A 19,592-nucleotide genomic window follows, 5' to 3' on the forward strand; every position below is an offset into this window, starting at 1 on the left:
TCCGAAGCTGTTTTCGAACGGGACTGTTTATATACCAGAGCATTACTTTTCTTATATTTATTAGCCTGCCAAATCATTTATTAGCTACAAAATCTAAAAATTCTGTGAAATCTTCAAAAACCAGTTGCTTTTTTTGTGCAAATCCATATAATAAACAATTAGCCGACTAATTAATAGCCGCCTAATCAATTGAAAATATTTTTACGGAGGTGAAGAGGTGTTTATAGACGAAGAACCAGGGTTTTGCCAGGAACACAGCCAGAGCTTTCTGTCAATGTTCATGCGGATCGACCGCCGGTTTATGGGCAAATGCTTTGGTCAGATGCAGGAAGTAGGGATTTATCCGGGACAGATTCCGGTGCTGGGACTTCTGGCACACAGGGACGGACTGAGCCAGCGGGAGATCGCAGAGCATTTGCGGATCAAGCCGCCGACCGTCAACGTGACCGTCCAGCGACTGGAAAAGGCAGGATTTCTCTACAGAGAAGCAGATGAAAAAGATCAGCGTATCTCCAGGATCTACCTGACAGAGAAAGGCAAACAGGCGAAGGAAAATGGCATGAAGAAAGTGAAAGAGAATGAAAAGATCCTCCTCAGCGGTCTCAGTGATGCAGAACTTTGCCTTTTGAGAAGAATGTTGGAGCAGATCACGGAGAATATTGATAAGATACCGGGCAGCTCCGGAAAAAATGACACAAAGAAAGCGAGGCAGCAAAAGTGATCAAACTGATGAAGTATCTGAAAAAATCAGCAGGCTATGTAGTTCTGATCATAGCACTTCTGTTTCTGCAGGCATACTGCGATCTGTCTTTGCCGGACTACACATCCAAGATCGTGAATGTGGGTATTCAGCAGAGTGGTATCGAAGATAATGTGCCTGAAAAGATCAGACAGACTTCCATGGACAGCTTACAACTGTTTATGGACGATGACGACAAGGAAACCGTAGATTCTTTTTATGAAGAAGATGGAGATGATCTCGTACTCAAAGAAGATATAACAAGTGACGAACGAGACGAACTGAACAGCATCTTCGGCAAGCCGATGATGATCGCAGCAAGCTTTTCATCCGGAAGCGATGAAGTTACAGCCATGCTCTCCCAGATGGGCGTTCCGGAGGGAACCGACCCGATGCAGGCGATCGCCATGATGCCAGAGGAAGCACTTGACGCGATGACTGAGCAGATCAGCGAGAAGATCGACAGCATGCAGGATTCCATCATCACCCAGGCAGGCGTTGCTTATGTAAAGAGTGAATACGAGGCGATGGGCGAGGATGTCGATGCGATCCAGATGCATTACATCAAGATCGCAGGTGTCAAGATGCTTGGCATGGCACTGGTAACGATGCTCTGTGCGATCTGTGTGGTATTTCTTTCTTCCAGAGTGGCAGCAGCACTTGGACATGACCTGAGAAATGCCGTGTACCGCAAGGTTATCACCTTCTCAAGCCGTGAATACCATAAGTTTTCCACAGCATCCCTGATCACCCGCTGTACGAACGATATCCAGCAGGTGCAGCAGGTAATGGCAATGCTTTTCCGTATTGTTCTTTATGCCCCGATCCTTGGTATCGGAGGTGTGATCCGTGTACTTAAGACCGATTCTTCCATGACCTGGATCCTTGGTCTGGCAGTCGGACTGATCCTGGTAGTTATTATCGTTCTATTCCAGGTGGCAATGCCGAAATTTACCGCATTACAGACACTGGTCGACAAGTTGAATCTGGTAACACGTGAGATTCTTACCGGTATCCCGGTCATCCGTGCATTCAGCCGTGAGGAACACGAAGAAGAACGTTTCGAAGAAGCAAACGAGCGACTGACAAAGACCAACCTGTTTGTCAACAGATGTATGACCTTCATGATGCCGACCATGATGCTGATCATGAACGGTGTTTCCGTACTGATCATTTACAGCGGTTCCTATGCCGTTGATAACGGAACCATGCAGGTAGGTAACGTTATGGCATTCATCCAGTACGCGATGCAGATCATCATGTCCTTCCTGATGATCACAGCCATGTCCATCATGCTCCCGAGAGCAAACGTGGCAGCACTCCGTATCAACGATGTCCTCAAGACAAAAGTAAGCGTCACAGATCCGGAAAATCCGGTTCAGCCAGCCGAAAATGTCAAAGGAACGGTTGAATTCGACCATGTAAGTTTTGCTTATCCGGAAGCAGGAGAAAATGTCCTGACGGACATTTCCTTCAAGGCGGAGAAGGGTGAGACGATCGCCATCATCGGAAGTACCGGAAGTGGCAAGAGTACTCTTGTAAACCTGATTCCTCGTTTTTACGATGTGACAGAAGGTAAAGTTCTGGTGGACGGTATCGATGTCCGTGATATGACACAGAAAGAAGTAAGAGCCAGACTTGGATATGTGCCGCAGAAGGGAGTTCTTTTCTCTGGTACGATCGATTCCAACATCCGTTACGGTAAGACGGATATTTCAGAAGCAGAAGTAAAAGAAGCAGCAGAAGTTGCCCAGGCAACGGAGTTTATTGAGACAAAACCGGAGAAATACACATCCCCGATCGCACAGGGAGGAACCAACGTATCCGGTGGACAGAAACAGAGACTTTCGATCGCGAGAGCGATTGCCAAGAAACCGGAGATCTTTATTTTTGACGACAGCTTTTCCGCACTGGACTTCAAGACTGACAGTACACTGCGTAAAGCACTCAAAGCACATACAAAAGATGCGACAACGATCATTGTTGCACAGCGTATCAGTACGATCCTGAATGCAGACAAGATCATTGTCCTGGATGATGGACATATGGCTGGTATCGGTTCTCACAAAGAGCTGATGAAGAACTGTGAGGTTTACCGCCAGATCGCAATGAGTCAGCTGTCAGAGGAGGAATTGGCATGAGTGAACAGAGACGACGTGGACCGATGGGCGGTCATGGAAGAGGCATGCGCCCGACAGAAAAAGCAAAAGACTTCAAAGGTGCGATGGGCAAACTGTTCCGCTACATGGGACGCTATAAACTGCGTTTTGTGATGGTGTTCATTTTTGCGATCGCAGGAACAATCTTTAACATCGCAGGACCAAAGATTCTTGGTAAAGCGACGACCGAACTTTATACAGGTCTGGTTGCAAAGGTAAACGGAACCGGAGGCATTGATTTCACGAAGATCGGAACGATCCTTCTGTGGACACTGGGATTATACCTGGCAAGTGCATGTTTCTCCTTTATACAGGGATGGATCATGACCGGAATTTCCAATGATGTAACCTATAATTTAAGAAAAGATATTTCAAAGAAGATCAACAAACTGCCACTCAACTATTTTGAGAGCAGGACAAACGGTGAAATCCTCTCCCGTGTAACAAACGATGTTGATACACTGCAGATGAGTCTGAACCAGAGTCTGACACAGCTTATCACATCTGTGACAACTCTGATCGGTGTATTTATCATGATGCTTTCCATCAACGTGTGGATGACACTGGCAGCACTTCTGATCCTGCCGGTTTCCATGTTTATCATCCAGGCAGTGATGAAGCATTCACAGAAATACTTCCAGGCACAGCAGAATTACCTTGGTGCAGTCAATGGTCAGATCGAAGAAAATTTCGGCGGACATGACGTAGTAAGAGTATTCAACAAAGAAAATGATGTTCTGGAAGAATTTGAAAAAGACAACAAGAAACTTTATGAATCTGCATGGAAATCACAGTTTTTCTCAGGAATGATGATGCCGATCATGCAGTTCGTAGGAAACCTCGGATATGTAATGGTAGCACTGCTCGGTGGAGTTTTTGTTATCAAAGGTTCCATCGAAGTCGGTGATATCCAGTCATTTTTCCAGTATATCCGTAACTTTACACAGCCGATCCAGCAGATCGCACAGGTAACGAACCTCCTGCAGTCTTCGGCAGCGGCATCAGAGCGAGTATTTGAATTCCTCGAGGAAGAGGAAGAAGTACAGCAGCCGGAACATCCGGATTCTATCGAAGGTCTGAATGGAAATGTGCAGTTCGAGCATGTAGAGTTCGGCTACAACCCGGATAAGATCATCGTTCATGATTTCTCCGCAGATGTGCATGACGGACAGAAGATCGCAATTGTAGGTCCAACCGGAGCAGGTAAGACGACCATGGTCAAACTCCTGATGCGTTTCTATGATGTAAATAAGGGCGCGATCAAGGTAGACGGACACGATGTCAGAAACTTCAACCGAAGCGAACTTCACGAGATGTTCGGTATGGTGCTTCAGGATACCTGGCTGTTCTCCGGAACGATCATGGAAAACATCCGTTACGGCCGGCTGGATGCCACCGATGAGGAAGTGATCGCAGCAGCAAAAGCAGCACATATCCACAACTTTATCATGCAGCAGCCGGGTGGATACCAGATGGTGCTGGATGAAGAGACCAGCAACATTTCCCAGGGACAGAAACAGCTTCTTACGATTGCGAGGGCAATCCTTGCGGACAACAAGATCCTGATCCTTGATGAAGCGACATCTTCCGTCGACACAAGAACAGAAATGCAGATCCAGAAAGCGATGGATAATCTGATGAAGGGACGAACCAGTTTCGTTATCGCACACAGACTTTCCACAATCAAAGATGCAGATCTGATCCTCGTTATGAAGGACGGAGATATCATTGAGCAGGGTAATCACGAAGAACTTCTGGCAGCCAAAGGATTCTATGCAGACCTTTATAACAGCCAGTTCGACAATGGTTCTTCGGAACTTTGCTCATAAAGCCAGAAATAAAACCAGAATTTTAAGCCATCGAAAAGGCAGCTATTGGCAGGAGTCAGCTCTTGTCAACGGCTGTCTTTTTCGGTATAATATCTCTCTAAAGCTATGGACAAGATCTGGAAAGAAACAGTTTACAGCATCCAGATCTGTATATGATAGGATAGAGGAGAAATCACGAATGGAAAATGGCAGAGAGTATCTTCAATATGTAATGAAGTGTCTTCACACAAGACTGGCCCAGATCGACCAGGCAATCCTCGAAGGTGAAAAGGAAGTTGAGGATATGCATGAATATTACTGGGAAAATTATACGGAGATGGACGAATATGGTTATGAGAATTATGATAACCAGCAGGCTCTGTTCCATCAGATGCATGCAAATGAAGAACAGTTTCTTTTAAGAAAGCGATTCAAAAAGATGCTGGATTCCCCGTTTTTTGGCCGGGTGGATTTTCAGTATGACGGAGATGATGAGCCGGAGACTTTCTATATCGGGATCGGCAATCTTTCTGAGACGGCCGGAAGCCTGCCGCTGGTATATGACTGGAGAGCACCGGTCAGTGGGCTGTTCTATGATTATGACAAAGGACCGGCATCCTATGAGGCACCATCGGGGACATTTACAGGCGATGTGGTTTCTAAATGGCAGTATAAGATCCGCCGTGGAAAAATGCTGTATGAATTTGAGAGCGATGTCAAAATCGATGACGAGATCCTGGGTGCAGAGCTTGGAAGTAAAGGCGAAGTACAGCTTAAGAATATTGTAAGGACAATTCAGAAGGAACAGAATGCGATCATCCGCAATACGCAGGATCGGATCATGGTGATCCAGGGAGCAGCCGGAAGTGGAAAGACTTCTGTGGCATTGCACAGAATCGCATATCTTCTTTATCATGACAGGGAAAATCTGAAATCATCCAACATACTTGTCCTTTCACCGAATGGTGTATTCACAGATTATATTTCACATATTCTTCCGGAACTGGGCGAAGAAAACATCCGGGAGATGAGCTTTGACCTGTTTGCCTATCGGGAGCTCAGGGGAATTGCAGCAGATTGTGAAGACAGGTATGACCAGATCGAGCGTGTGATTCTTGTCCCGGAGATGCAGGAGCTGTGCAGAAAAAAACAGTCTGTGGAATTTGCTGCAAAGCTGGATGGGTTTATGCTTGGGCTGGAAGACGAACTGATGAATTTCCGGGATGTGGAATACAAGGGATGCATCCTCAAAGAAAGAGAGATCATTGATCTGTTCTATTTCAAATTTCTGGATATTCCGCTTCTTTCCAGAATGGAAGCAGTCGCAGAATATTTTATTGACCAGGTGGAAACACTGAGAGACAGGGATCTTGTGGACGAAGAAAAGGAAGAACTGACGGAGAAATTTCTGCGGATGTATGAGACGAGAGACTGTTATGTACTGTACAGTCGTTTCCTTGCACAGGAGGGCTATAAGCCGCTTCCCCGCATACCTGCAGAAAAAAGAAAACTTCGCTATGAGGATGTTTATCCGATACTGTATCTGAAATATTCTCTGTTCAGATGTCGCAGCCATCATGGGATCAAGCATGTCGTAGTTGATGAGATGCAGGATTATTCCTGGATGCAGTTTGTTCTTCTGAAAAAACTGTTTCCATGCAGGATGACCATACTGGGGGACAAGGCACAGACCATGGAAGAACAGCAGCAGGATGTCCTTACATTCCTGCCGAAGATTTTTGGCAGAGATATCCGTAAGATCGTGATGAACCGCAGCTACCGAAATACCATGGAAATCGCACAGTATGCAAATCAGCTTACCGGGATTTCGGACATAGAGCTGTTTGAACGTCATGGGGAACCTGTGGAAACCAAAACCTTTGAAACAATGGAAACAGCGCTGGATACGATAATTGAACAATGGGAACAGCACAGGGCAGAGTATGAGACAGAGGCACTGATTCTGTTTACAGAAAAGGAAGCGGAACATGCATTCCTGTACCTGGAAGAAAAACTGAAAACGCGTGATTCACAGGGCGAATATCAGATTACCTATATGAATCGCGACAGTCAGAGTTTTAAGAAAGGTCTGACGGTGACGACTTTTTATCTCGCAAAGGGACTGGAATTCGATCAGGTTTTTGGGGTATATCGAACAGAAGAAAACAGCGGACTTGCTTCACAGGCGAAGTATATCACGGCAACCAGGGCACTGCATGAACTGCATATGTATGAGGTCAGATAACGAGGGCAAAGGTGCTTTTCTGACAAGCCTGCCAGGGAAATTTGTTGACTTATTTGTAATAAAATTGTAAAATATAGCATGTTATGCGAGTTGAACTTAACGATCATTAAGGAGGTTATTATGAGAAATAAAAGATTACTTGCAATTTCTGCAATCGCGATTTCCGCATCTGTTTTTATGACAGCATGCAGTTTTGGCGGAGATACAAAAGATAATGCAGAATCGGTAGTGTCTGTGACAGAGACACCGACACCGGAAGCGACTGAGACGCCGGCTCCGACACCGACAATTGCACCAGATGTGCAGAACAGCACAACTTATACTTCTGCAGATAAATCCATAGCGATCAACCTTCCGGATGCTACATGGGCAAACAAGACGGATGAGACAGATATGGTCAGCTTTGAATCACCGGATAAAGGTAACATCCTGATTCTGCACGGACAGGGAGAGGATACCATGGCGGCAACTGTTGTTCCAAGTACACAGGATATGGCAGTATCTCTGGAACAGGCAGACGGAGACAAGGTCAACGGAACCGACTTTGAGATTCAGGAATATACATCCAATGATGTCAGTGGAATCGGTGTATACAGCTATACGACTAAAATGCTGAATACAGAAAAGAGCAATGGAAATCTCTATGTTGTTCACAAAGTATTTGCAAACGATACAGAGTATTATACAATTGAAGCCGGAGTAAAAACAGAAGATGCACTTGCTTCTGTTAAGGCAGCGGTAGAGTCTTTCCAGATCCTTGGAGATTCCACACTGAAGGAAGCAGCTCCGCAGCAGGCTGCATCCAATACGCAGGCAGCTGACAACAGTTCAGCAGATGCCAATAATGCAGATGCTTCCACAGATCAGCAGGCAGCCGACAATGCCGGTACAACAGACGCAGCGGCAGCAGATAGTTCATCAGATGCCTCTGCAGATAGCGGAAGTGACAATTCCGGAAGTACAACAAATTCCGGCGGATTTACCGACGAACAGCTGTCCAATACCGATGAGACAAGAACACTGTACCGCAACTCTGACGGACATGCATTTGTGATCACACCGGACGGAAACGGAAACTGGGTTGACTTTGATGGAAATACTTACAATTTCGTTGATGAACAGGATGCGTATGATGCAGATGGCAACAGCTATTACTGGCACGGAGAAGCGGCAGACGTATATTATATGCCTGTTCAGTAGTGATTTGGTAATGATTCAGTAACAGGATGTTATTGTTCATGGGAACAGTAACAAGGCGAAAGGCAGGTGAGAGATCATCTGCCTTTTTAAGCAGCATGGAGAGTGGAGATCTGAAATGCTGTCTCATCAAATTAAGAGGGAGTAGATTATGGGCGCATATGAGAAATTTGCACAGGTATATGACCTGTTCATGGATAACATTGATTATGAGGGCTGGGCAGAGTATGTGACAGACCGGCTGAAAGAGTATAACATCACAGAAGGACTGGTCCTGGAGCTTGGATGCGGAACAGGAACAATGACAGGATTGCTTGCAGGCAAGGGTTATGATATGATTGGTGTGGACAATTCTGAGGAAATGCTTGCAGAGGCAATGGAGAAAAAAGTAGAATCCGGTCAGGATATCCTGTATCTTCTTCAGGACATGCAGGAATTTGAACTGTACGGAACGGTACGGGCAGTGGTGAGTGTCTGTGACAGTCTGAACTATATCACAGACAGAGAGGAACTGCGGCATGTATTTGAGCTGGTAAACAATTACCTGGATCCGGAGGGGATTTTCCTGTTTGATATGAATACCGTACATAAGTACAGAGATCTTATGGGAGATACTACGATTGCAGAAAACCGCGAGGAAGGAAGTTTCATCTGGGACAACAGTTTTGATGAAGAAGAAAGCCTTAACTACTACGAACTGGCTGTGTTCCTTCCGAGAGAAGACGGCCTGTATGAGAAGTCCGAAGAAGTGCATTGTCAGAAAGCATATCCACAGGAAGAGATTGAAGCATTGATAAGAGAGGCAGGAATGGAACTCCTTGCCGTTTATGATGCATATACACTTGCTCCGGCTACAGAAAACAGTGAACGGCTTTTCTTTGTGGCACGGGAAAAAGGCAAGAAGAAATCATAAAACAGAGAGGTTTACAGAGAATGAAAGACTATATTGTAAGAGCGATTGCAGCAGACAGTCAGATCCGTGCGTTTGCGGCAGTAACAACAGAAACTGTAGAGACAGCAAGAAAGGATCACAATACCAGCCCGGTTGCGACTGCCGCTCTGGGACGCCTTCTTACCGCTGGCTCTATGATGGGTGTTATGATGAAAGGAGATAAGGATATTCTGACTCTCCAGGTAAAAGGCGACGGACTGATTCAGGGAATCACCGTAACCGCAGATTCCAAAGGTCGTGTCAAAGGTTATGTTGGGAATCCGGAAGTGATCATTCCGGCCAATGCAAAAGGCAAGCTGGATGTATCAGGAGCAGTTGGAAATGGATTCCTTCAGGTTATCAAAGATATGGGTCTCAAAGAGCCTTATGTAGGACAGGTGGCATTGCAGACAGGTGAGATCGCCGAAGATCTGACGTACTATTTTGCAGCAAGTGAGCAGGTACCATCCGCAGTAGGTCTTGGGGTACTGATGAACAAAGACAACACTGTCCGTCAGGCGGGTGGCTTTATCGTACAGGTTATGCCGTTTGCGGAAGAAGAGACCATTGCAAAGCTGGAAGAAAATGTCCAGAAGATCCAGTCTGTTACGACACTTCTGGAACAGGGGCATACGCCGGAAAGTCTTCTGGAACAGGTACTGGATGGATTTGATATTGAGATCAATGACACGATTCCTACAGAATTTTACTGTAACTGCAGCAAGAGTCGTGTGGAGCGTGCGCTGATCAGTATTGGACGTAAAGAACTGAATGAGCTGATTCAGGAAGGCAGGGAAGTAGAGCTGAACTGTCATTTCTGCAATACCAATTACACATTCAGTGTGGAAGAATTAAAAGAAATTCTCAGGAAGTGCAAATAGGAGGACGAAGCGGTGAAAGACGGGTTTATCAAGGTGGCTGCCGGAACGCCGGATGTACGGGTGGCAGACTGTGAATTTAATGCTGCGGAGATCATCCGCATGGTTCATGAAATGGAAGAACAGGGTGCAAAGGTCATGGTCTTTCCGGAACTCTGCATCACTGCCTATACCTGCGGTGATCTGTTCTGGCAGGAAAATCTTCTGGAAGAAGCGAAGGTACAGCTTGTCCGTATCACGGAAGAGACCGCAGAAGTGGATGCGATCATTTTTGTGGGACTTCCGCTGGAATATAATGGCAAACTGTACAATGTGGCAGCCGGTCTGAATCATGGAGAGATCCTTGGATTTGTGCCGAAACTTTATCTGCCGAACTATAATGAATTCTATGAGGCAAGATATTTCACATCAGGAGAATGCCTTGATGGAATCGTGCGTATAGACAGAAGTGCCTGCAAAGAACGTTACGGAACAGTTTCCAAAGAAGCATATGAAGAGGAAATCTGGATTTCTCCGAATACGATCTTTACCTGTGAGGAGATGCCGAAGCTTCAGATCGCAGCTGAGATCTGTGAGGATCTCTGGGTACCGAACCCGCCAAGTGTTGCGCATGCGTATCACGGCGCAAATCTGATCGTAAATCTGTCTGCGAGCGATGAAGTTGTCGGAAAAGATTCTTACAGAAAGAGCCTTGTGAGTGCACAGTCAGCAAGACTTCTCTGTGGCTATATTTATGCAACGGCAGGTGAGGGAGAATCTACACAGGATGTAGTTTACGGAGGTCAGAACCTGATTGCCGAGAATGGAAGTATCCTTGCCGAGAGCAGAAGGTTTGTGAACGGTGTGATCTATGCAGATCTTGATATGCATCGTCTTGATAATGAGAGAAGAAGAATGACGACCTGCCAGTTTGCACCGGATCTGGCACCGGACGGACAGGATATCAGCTATAACGAAGCAATATTCTCGATCAAAAAGACAGAGACGGTTCTTTCAAGAAAATTCGATTCCAGACCATTCGTACCGGGAGTCCGTGAAGAGAGAGAACGCCGATGTGATGAAATCCTGAATATCCAGGCAATGGGACTGAAAAAACGTCTGGCACATATCCACTGCCAGAATGCGGTCATTGGTCTTTCCGGAGGTCTGGATTCTACACTTGCACTTCTTGTGACGGTACGTGCATTTGATATGCTGGGGATGGATCGGAGTAAGATCACGGCTGTGACCATGCCATGTTTCGGAACAACGGACAGAACATACAACAATGCCTGCAGTTTGAGCGAATGTCTGGGAGCAACTCTGAAAGAAGTCAATATCCGGGAAGCAGTAAATCTGCACTTTCGTGATATCGGACATGATCCGGAAGTTCATGATGTTACTTATGAGAACGGACAGGCACGCGAGCGTACGCAGATTCTGATGGATATTGCAAACCAGTCCGGTGGGATCGTGATCGGAACCGGTGATCTTTCGGAGCTGGCACTTGGATGGGCGACCTATAATGGAGATCATATGTCTATGTATGCGGTCAATGCATCCGTACCGAAGACACTGGTGCGTCATCTGGTAAGATACTATGCGGATACCTGCGAGGATCAGAAGCTTGCAGAGATTCTTCTCGATATTCTGGATACACCGGTAAGCCCGGAACTTCTGCCTCCGAAGGATGGTGTGATTTCTCAGAAAACAGAAGATCTGGTGGGACCGTATGAACTGCATGACTTTTTCCTGTATTATATGCTTCGTTGGACTTTCCCGCCGAAAAAAATCTTCCGTCTGGCACAGAATGCATTTGCCGGAGAATATGATGATGAGACGATCCTGAAATGGCTCAGGACATTTTATCGCAGATTCTTTATGCAGCAGTTCAAACGCTCCTGTCTTCCGGATGGCCCGAAGGTCGGAAGTGTTGCAGTATCACCACGAGGAGATCTGCGTATGCCAAGTGATGCAAGTGCAGCTCTGTGGATGAAAGAGATTGATCAGATTCAGATCTAGTCAGAGGTTTCTGCTTTTGTGACAGCTTCATCAATGGCATGGATCAGCATCAGCGCAGTATATTTCTGGTCACTGGAATATTCGAGATTATCCAGGGACTGACGGGAATAGATCTGGCTGGAAAGAGAGTCCAGTACAGGTTCTACAAGCGGGAACATTGCAGAAGTACTCTCACTTAAATTGGCAAGATGGATTGCTTTTATCTGGTCCTGGTCTACGGTGACTTCCACATCAAAAGTATTGTTATTCAGACGGATGGAGGTACGATAGATTCCAGGCGTGTATTTTGAGACGGCATCGGTAGATGCCGTTTCTGACTTTCCGGAACCAAACATGAGAAAGATCAGCACACCCAGAATCAGGAGCAGCAGCAGAAAAATTCCTGTATAGATTACTTCTTTCATATGTAGAACGACGATCTTTGTTTTGGAACTCATGATTCAAGCCTCCTGATTTTCAATAATATGGTTTCCGTTCAGAGGATTTCGTGGGAGCAGATTCTGTATATCTTATTACAATTCGAACAGATTTATGTTACATTAGAAAAAATTATTTTTGAGGAGGGCATGTATGTCGCTTCAGTTTATCATTGGAAATTCCGGTTCGGGCAAATCATATACGGCATATCAGAATGTGATACGTCAGGCCTCCTGTCATCCGGAAAAAATGTATTATGTAATTGTTCCGGAACAGTTTACAATGCAGACACAGAAAACACTTGTAGAAATGCATCCGCAAAAAGGAATCCTGAATATCGATGTGCTGAGTTTTGAGAGACTGGCGTATCGTGTATTTGAGGAGGTTGGCGGAGATACCCGCAAAGTACTGGAAGAGACAGGCAAAAATATGGTTCTTCAGAAACTGGTACAGGACAGCAGAAATAAACTGAGTTATCTCAAAAACCAGATGAAAAAACCGGGATACCTGGATGAGGTAAAATCTCTGATCTCCGAATTCATGCAGTATGAGGTGCATGAGGAAGAACTGGACAAAATGATCACAGATGCGGCAGATAAACCGCTGCTGCAGATGAAGCTGAAAGATGTAGCAGTGCTGTATCAGGCATTTCGTGAGTATCTGTCAGAACATTTTATGACATCGGAGGAAGTGCTGGAAGTTCTTGCAAAAGAGATTCCGTTTTCCGAAAAACTGCGGGGAAGCACCGTTGTGCTGGATGGGTATACCGGGTTTACACCAGTACAGCATACCGTGATCCGGGAATTGCTGCAGGTCTGCGAACGGATATCGGTAACGGTGACGATGGATACCAGGGAGGAACTGCTGGCAAAAGGCAAACCACATGAGCTTTTTTACATGAGCCACAAAATGATACGGTCACTTGCTGAGTTTACAAAGGATATGGAAGATCCGATATGGATAAGACCAGATGAAAGATCACGCTTTGCTGATGCGCCTGCATTGAATTTTCTGGAGCAGAATCTGTTTCGCTATCATAAAAAGGTTTATGGGCAGGAACAGAGAGATGTGCAGATCTTTCAGGCAGGAACGCCGGAAAAAGAGATGGAGGAAACGGCAAGAAGAATCATTCGACTGGTGCGTGAGCAGGATTGCCGTTATGGACAGATTGCAGTGATCACAGGAAATCTGGAGGAATACGGCAGCATTGCCAGACATGTGTTTGCGGAAGCAAAGATTCCGTTCTTTGTAGATGAGAAGCATTCGGTTCTGATGAATCCGTTTGTGGAATATATCCGTGCAGCGCTTGAGATGGCAACACAGGGGTTCAGCTATGAGAGTGTATTTCGTTATCTGCGTTGTGGAATGTCTGATCTTTCGCGGGAAGAAACAGACCGCCTGGAAAACTATGTGATCGCACTGGGAATCCGGGGATTCCGTAAATGGGATGAGACATGGGTAAGAATCTATCGGGATATGGATCCTGCATCAATTATGGAACTGAATCAGATCCGCGAACATTTTGTGGAGGAAATTCGTGAACTGGCTGAGGGATTTTCCGGCAAAAAGAAAACCATAGAGGAATATAGTCGGTGTCTTTATGCGTTTATTGTGAAAAGTCGGGTGCAGAAAAAACTGAAATGTCAGGAAATGAACTTTAAACAGCAGGGTGAACGTGCGATGGAGAAAGAGTATGCGCAGATTTACGGCATTGTTATGGAGCTGCTGGACAAGATCGTCAGCATACTCGGAGAAGAAGTGGTATCGGCAGAAGAGTTCCGACAGCTTCTGGAAACAGGCATGAGTCAGGCGAAGGTAGCACTGATTCCGCCGGGGGTCGATCAGGTGCTGATCGGTGATATGGAGAGAACACGACTGAAAGATATTCGTGCGTTGTTTTTCGTTGGTGTGAATGAAGGCTGTATACCGAAGAATACGGAATCGGGTGGAATTCTTACTGAAATGGACCGTGATTTTCTTGGAGGGCAGGGAATTGAGCTTGCGCCGGGACCAAAGGAACTGATGAATATGCAGAGATTTTATCTGTATCTGAATCTGACGAAACCAAGTGAAAAACTCTGTCTTTCTTATAGTCAGGCCAATGGAAAGGGGGAGGCGGTCGGACCGGCATTTCTGATCAGGACCATACAGACACTTTTTCCCAAAATCTCTGCAGAACGTGCGGAAGAGCCGGATAATGAGATGGATCTTCTGGAAACTCCGAATACATCTGTAAGTTATTTTCTGGAAAACCTGACAGAGGAAGAAAAGCGTAAGGATAATCCGGTGTTTGAAGAATTGTACAGCTGGTATCTGAACAGTCCGGAATATCGTACAATGGCAGAAAGACTGACGGATGCGGCATTTCTGCGAAAACCGGAAGACCAGATCAGCAAAAGTGTGGCGAAGGCACTGTATGGGGAAATATCTCCGAACGGAGCAACCAGACTGGAGCGTTTCTGTGCGTGTGCATTTGCGCATTTTCTTAAATATGGTCTCGAAATCACGGAGCGGGCAGAATATGAATTTCGGGCGATGGATATGGGAAACATCATTCATCAGGCACTGGAGGATTTCGCAACAGAGCTTCGACGCAAAAAGCTGAACTGGAGCGAACTTTCTGATGAGGAACGAAATGAGATTGCAGATGCATGTCTGGATAAGGTGGCTGCGGATTACGGAAATACGATCCTTCAGAGCAGTGCGAGAAATCATTATATGATCGAGCGTACAAGAAGAATCCTGAGAAGGACCGTGTGGGCGTTGCAGGAACAGCTTAAAAACGGAAAGTTTGAGCCGGAGGGATTTGAAGTTTCCATAGGCGGAGGACGTATTGACCGTCTGGATGTAATGAAGGAAGAGGACAAAGTTTATGTAAAGATCATCGACTATAAGACAGGAAATACTTCGTTTGATCTGGTAAGCATTTATTATGGCCTGCAGATGCAGCTGGTTGTGTACATGGATGCGGCTATGCAGGCTGAGCAGCGAAAACATCCGGATTGTCAGGTAAAACCGGCAGGAATCTTTTACTATAATGTGAAGGACCCGATGCTTCAGAAAGAAATGGAAGAGGATCTGGATGAACTGGATCCGGAACTTTTCAAAAAGCTGAAAATGAACGGACTGGTCATGGCAGACAGGGATGTGATCGAAAGCCTGGACAGAACAACGATTTCACTGCCGTTGTCATATACGACCAAAGGAGCCCTTCGCAAAGGTTCGTCGGTGGCAGAAGAAAGGCAGTTTGCACTTCTGGATACCTATGTCAAAAAGAAGATCATGGATATCCGGGAATCTGTCATGAGCGGAAATGCAGACGTTTCGCCATACGAGATGGGAAATCGGAATGCATGTACGTACTGTCCGTATCAGGGGACCTGTGGATTTGACCGTAAGATTCCGGGCTATGAATTCCGGAGACTGAAACAGTTTGCGGATGAAGAAATATGGAAAGCATTTGAAAAGGAGGTGGATGACGGATGGGAGTAATGTGGACAGAAGAACAGCAAAAAGTCATTTCACTTCGTGACAGGAATATCCTGGTCAGTGCTGCCGCCGGCTCAGGTAAAACGGCGGTGCTTGTACAGCGTATCCTGAGCAAAGTGCTGGATCCGGAGAGACCGGTAGATATCGACCGTCTGCTGATCATGACATTTACCCGTGCCGCTGCAGGGGAGATGAAAGAACGAATTTCAGCGGCGATCGATCAGGCATTGTTTGAACATCCGGAGCATGAACATCTGCAGAGACAGGCGACACTGATCCACAATGCGCAGATCACAACGATTGACGGGTTCTGCGCTTATATTATCCGAAACTATTTTCATATGATCGAGCTGGATCCGGGATATCGTACTGCAGAAGAAGGAGAGCTGAAACTTCTTCGGGAAGATGTCATGAAGGAAGTTCTGGAAGACGCTTATGCGAAAAAGAATGAAAAGTTTTTAAATCTTGTCGAATGTTATGCGACCGGAAAGACCGATGATGAGATTCGTGATATGATCTACAAACTGTACGATGCTTCCATGAGTCATCCGTTTCCGGAGGAGTGGCTGGAGGAATGCCTGCAGGTCTATCGGGTGGATACCCTGGAAGAACTGCGCAAAACCGTGTGGATGGACCTGATCTGGGAGGCGGCACAGGAAAGTATTGCACAGATTCGGGAATTTTTGTCGAGGGCAACCGGGATCTGCAGAGAAGAGGGCGGCCCGTATTTTTACGAAACAGCACTGGAAGATGATATTTTGCTGTTAAGGGCGGTTGAAGCACTGGCAGAAGAAAGGGATTATGACAGGCTTTCGGAAATGCTCCGAAATCACAAATATGCCAGACTTTCCACCAGGAAAGATCCTGCAGTTGACGAAGAAAAGAAGGCACAGGTGAAAGACCTTCGAGACAGTGAAAAAGAACTCTGGAATGAACTGGAAGAAAAATATTTTAATCAGACAGAAGAAAAAATTCTGGAATATCTGCAGTACTGTCGTATACCGATGGAGGGCCTGACAGAGATCACGCTGCAGTTTAAGGAGGCTTTTGCGGCCAAAAAGAGAGAAAAGAATCTGCTGGATTTTACTGATATGGAACATTTCGCACTGGAGATCCTGATGCACAGAGAGGGCGATACGGTGACTCCGAGTGCCGCTGCCCGGGAATTGTCGTCACGTTATGACGAAGTTATGGTGGATGAATACCAGGACAGCAACCTGGTCCAGGAAATGATCACCAATCTGGTGTCTGGCTGGGCAGATAAACGCAAAAATATTTTTATGGTAGGAGACGTAAAGCAGAGTATTTATCGTTTTCGACTGGCAAGACCGGAGCTTTTTATGGAAAAATATCACAGTTATTCACTGGAAGACAGCAAAGAGCAGAGGATTGACCTGCACAAAAACTTTCGAAGCAGAAAAGAGGTGCTGGCTTCTGTGAACTATCTGTTCCGGCAGATCATGGGGGAAGACCTTGGCGGGATTGCATACGATGATGAAAATGCACTTTATGCGGGGGCATCTTTTCCGGAGAGAGAAGACAGGAAAGAGCCGGAAACAGAGGTACTTCTGATTGAAAAGGACGGAGAAGAACTGGAAGAACAGGGAAACCAGACGATTCAGGAACTGGAAGCTCTGGCAATCGCACAGAGGATTCAGAAACTTGTAGGCACAGAGGAAGTACTGGACAAAGAGACCGGCACATATCGAAAAGCCGGTTACGGAGATATTGTGATACTTCTTCGGACTTCTACCGGCTGGGCGGAGCCGTTCAGTCAGGTGCTGGCAGCCAAAGGAATCCCGGTTTATACGGCATCCAGAACCGGATATTTTTCTGCACAGGAAGTAGTGACGGTACTTAATTATCTGCGAGTGTGTGATAATCCGCTGCAGGATATTCCGCTGACGGGCGTCCTGCATTCGCCCATTGTCGGATGCAGTGCACAGGAGCTTGCGATGATTCGAAGCACCTGCCCGGATGGCATGCTGTATGAGAGCCTTCAGGCTTACTGTGAGAGAGAGGCACAGACAGAAGAAGAGATTCTGCTGAAAGAAAAAACAGGGCATTTTCTGGAACAGCTTGAAAAAATGCGTGACCGGTCTGTCTATACACCGGTGCATGAACTGATTCAGATGATTCTTGTGGAAACAGGATATGGAAATTATGTGAGAGCAATCCCGGGAGGTGCACAGAGAGGCGCAAATCTTCATATGCTGGTGGAAAAAGCCATGGATTATGAAAAAACGAGTTACCGTGGTCTGTTTAACTTTGTTCGTTATATCGAAAAACTTCAGAAATATGAGGTAGATTTCGGAGAGGTCAATCTGGCAGATGCCGGAAGTGGTGCGGTACAGATCATGACGATCCACAAGAGCAAGGGGCTGGAATTTCCAATCGTATTTGCAGCAGGCATGGGAAAACAGTTCAATTTTCAGGATATCAATAACCGTTTCCTGATTCATCCGGATATGGGTTTTGGCGTGGATGTGATCCTGCCGGAAAAAAGACTGATCTTAGCAACTGTACACAAGCAGATCATAAGAAGACAGCTCAAGAGAGAAAGCCTGGGAGAGGAACTGAGGGTACTTTATGTGGCTCTGACCAGAGCAAAAGAAAAACTGATCATTACAGGCACGCTCGGAAAGATTGCAGATGTACTTACGGCAGTGTCCTGGCAGATGCGTCGCAGGGAGACTTTGCTTCCAATCGGCACACGAGGGGAGGCAAGAAGTTACTGGTCTTATATTTTGCCTGCGTTGGCACGGCATGAGGCTATGCTTCCTCTGTTCAGAGAATATGGAATCACAGAACGTCCATTTCCGGTGTGTGAGATGGAAGATGCAAGGTTTGTGGTGCATAAGGTGACGGTGGCAGAACTTGTGCAGGGAGAAATCCTGGATCAGACGGACAGCCAGATGCAGGAAAAACTGCTGAAAGAATGGGACAGCAGCCGGATTTATGAGAAAGAGATTCATGAGATTCTGGCAGAGAGATTTTCTTTTCAATATCCGTATGACTATCTGAAGGAACTTCCGGTGAAGGTCAGTGTTTCAGAGCTTAAGAAGCGAAGCTGGCAGGGAGAAGCGGAAAAAGAAGAAGCGGTGTTTTATGAGACGGATGTGGAGGAAATCATTCCGGCATTTATTTCCGGAGTAAAAGAAGAATATCGTGGAGCTGCGAGAGGAACGGCATACCATCGGCTGATGGAATGCCTGGATTATGCAAATGCAGAGAACGCACGTCAGATCCAGAAACAGATACGCCAGCTTGTCGATACTAAAAAAATGTCACAGGAAGAAGCAGAATGTATCAGGATTTCAGATGTTCTGGAGTTTGTGGACTCGGAAGTCGGACAGCGGATGAAAGCAGCGGCAGAGCGGAATGCGCTTTACCGGGAGCAGCCGTTTGTCATCGCACAGAAGATGAAGCAGATTGAGACAGGATGGAATGGAGAAGAGACTGTGCTGGTACAGGGAATCATAGATGCATATTTTATAGAGGATGAGGAGATCGTACTGGTGGATTATAAGACGGATAAGGTTTCCCCTAGTGGAGAACAGCATCTCGTTGATCTGTATCACACACAGCTGGAGGATTATGGGGCTGCATTGGAACGCATGCTTCAGAAGAATGTAAAGGAAACATATATTTATTCTTTCACACTTGGAAAGATGATACAGTTATAAGAGAAAATATGAAAAAATCATGGGGACGGAGTTTTTCGCGGC

At 46.0% G+C, this 19,592-nt stretch carries 11 protein-coding genes; 10 read left to right on the forward strand and 1 reads right to left on the reverse strand.

The window, feature by feature from the left end; translation table 11 throughout:
- The first annotated feature begins 217 nt into the window (after positions 1-217).
- From KQI91_RS08100 to KQI91_RS08135, 8 genes are all read left to right on the forward strand, one after another.
- Positions 218-721 (forward strand): MarR family winged helix-turn-helix transcriptional regulator, encoded by a 504-nt coding sequence (locus tag KQI91_RS08100; protein WP_330654494.1) that lies wholly within the window; start codon positions 218-220, stop codon positions 719-721.
- Positions 718-2,880 carry an ABC transporter ATP-binding protein gene (locus tag KQI91_RS08105; protein ID WP_216392340.1) on the forward strand — a complete coding sequence of 721 codons (2,163 nt, stop codon included), beginning with the start codon at positions 718-720 and terminating at the stop codon, positions 2,878-2,880. Before KQI91_RS08100 ends, KQI91_RS08105 begins: the two co-directional genes overlap by 4 nt.
- Positions 2,877-4,727, forward strand: coding sequence for an ABC transporter ATP-binding protein (locus KQI91_RS08110; RefSeq protein WP_216392341.1), 1,851 nt, complete (start codon positions 2,877-2,879; stop codon positions 4,725-4,727). Before KQI91_RS08105 ends, KQI91_RS08110 begins: the two co-directional genes overlap by 4 nt.
- A 178-nt stretch (positions 4,728-4,905) precedes the next feature.
- Positions 4,906-6,951: a HelD family protein gene (locus tag KQI91_RS08115; RefSeq protein ID WP_216392342.1), complete on the forward strand. Its 2,046-nt coding sequence runs from the start codon at positions 4,906-4,908 to the stop codon at positions 6,949-6,951.
- A gap of 120 nt (positions 6,952-7,071) precedes the next feature.
- The gene (locus KQI91_RS08120; protein ID WP_216392343.1) at positions 7,072-8,151 is read left to right on the forward strand and encodes a hypothetical protein; all 1,080 of its coding nucleotides are present in this window, start codon (positions 7,072-7,074) and stop codon (positions 8,149-8,151) included.
- A 148-nt stretch (positions 8,152-8,299) separates the two neighbouring features.
- Positions 8,300-9,061 carry a class I SAM-dependent DNA methyltransferase gene (locus KQI91_RS08125; RefSeq protein ID WP_216392344.1) on the forward strand — a complete coding sequence of 254 codons (762 nt, stop codon included), beginning with the start codon at positions 8,300-8,302 and terminating at the stop codon, positions 9,059-9,061.
- Positions 9,062-9,081: 20 nt separating this feature from the next.
- Complete coding sequence (hslO, locus tag KQI91_RS08130) at positions 9,082-9,960, forward strand: Hsp33 family molecular chaperone HslO (protein WP_216392345.1); 879 nt, start codon at positions 9,082-9,084, stop codon at positions 9,958-9,960.
- Between the two features lie 12 nt (positions 9,961-9,972).
- Positions 9,973-11,958: an NAD(+) synthase gene (locus tag KQI91_RS08135; protein WP_216392346.1), complete on the forward strand. Its 1,986-nt coding sequence runs from the start codon at positions 9,973-9,975 to the stop codon at positions 11,956-11,958.
- Here the strand turns inward: KQI91_RS08135 and KQI91_RS08140 are convergent.
- On the reverse strand, positions 11,955-12,395 hold the full coding sequence (locus tag KQI91_RS08140; protein WP_216392347.1) for a hypothetical protein: 441 nt from the start codon (positions 12,393-12,395) through the stop codon (positions 11,955-11,957). The two genes, KQI91_RS08135 and KQI91_RS08140, sit on opposite strands and share 4 nt — an antisense overlap.
- Positions 12,396-12,528: 133 nt before the next feature.
- Between KQI91_RS08140 and addB the strand changes: the two genes are divergently transcribed.
- Both addB and addA read left to right on the forward strand, forming a co-directional pair.
- The gene (addB, locus tag KQI91_RS08145) at positions 12,529-15,867 is read left to right on the forward strand and encodes a helicase-exonuclease AddAB subunit AddB (protein WP_216392348.1); all 3,339 of its coding nucleotides are present in this window, start codon (positions 12,529-12,531) and stop codon (positions 15,865-15,867) included.
- Entirely contained in the window at positions 15,858-19,550 is a 3,693-nt protein-coding gene (gene addA / locus KQI91_RS08150) for a helicase-exonuclease AddAB subunit AddA (RefSeq protein ID WP_216392349.1), read from the forward strand. Before addB ends, addA begins: the two co-directional genes overlap by 10 nt.
- The last annotated feature ends 42 nt before the right edge of the window (positions 19,551-19,592 follow it).

Origin of the sequence: Blautia sp. MSJ-19, assembly GCF_018918125.1 — a bacterium.
Taxonomy (GTDB): Bacteria; Bacillota; Clostridia; order Lachnospirales; family Lachnospiraceae; genus Blautia_A.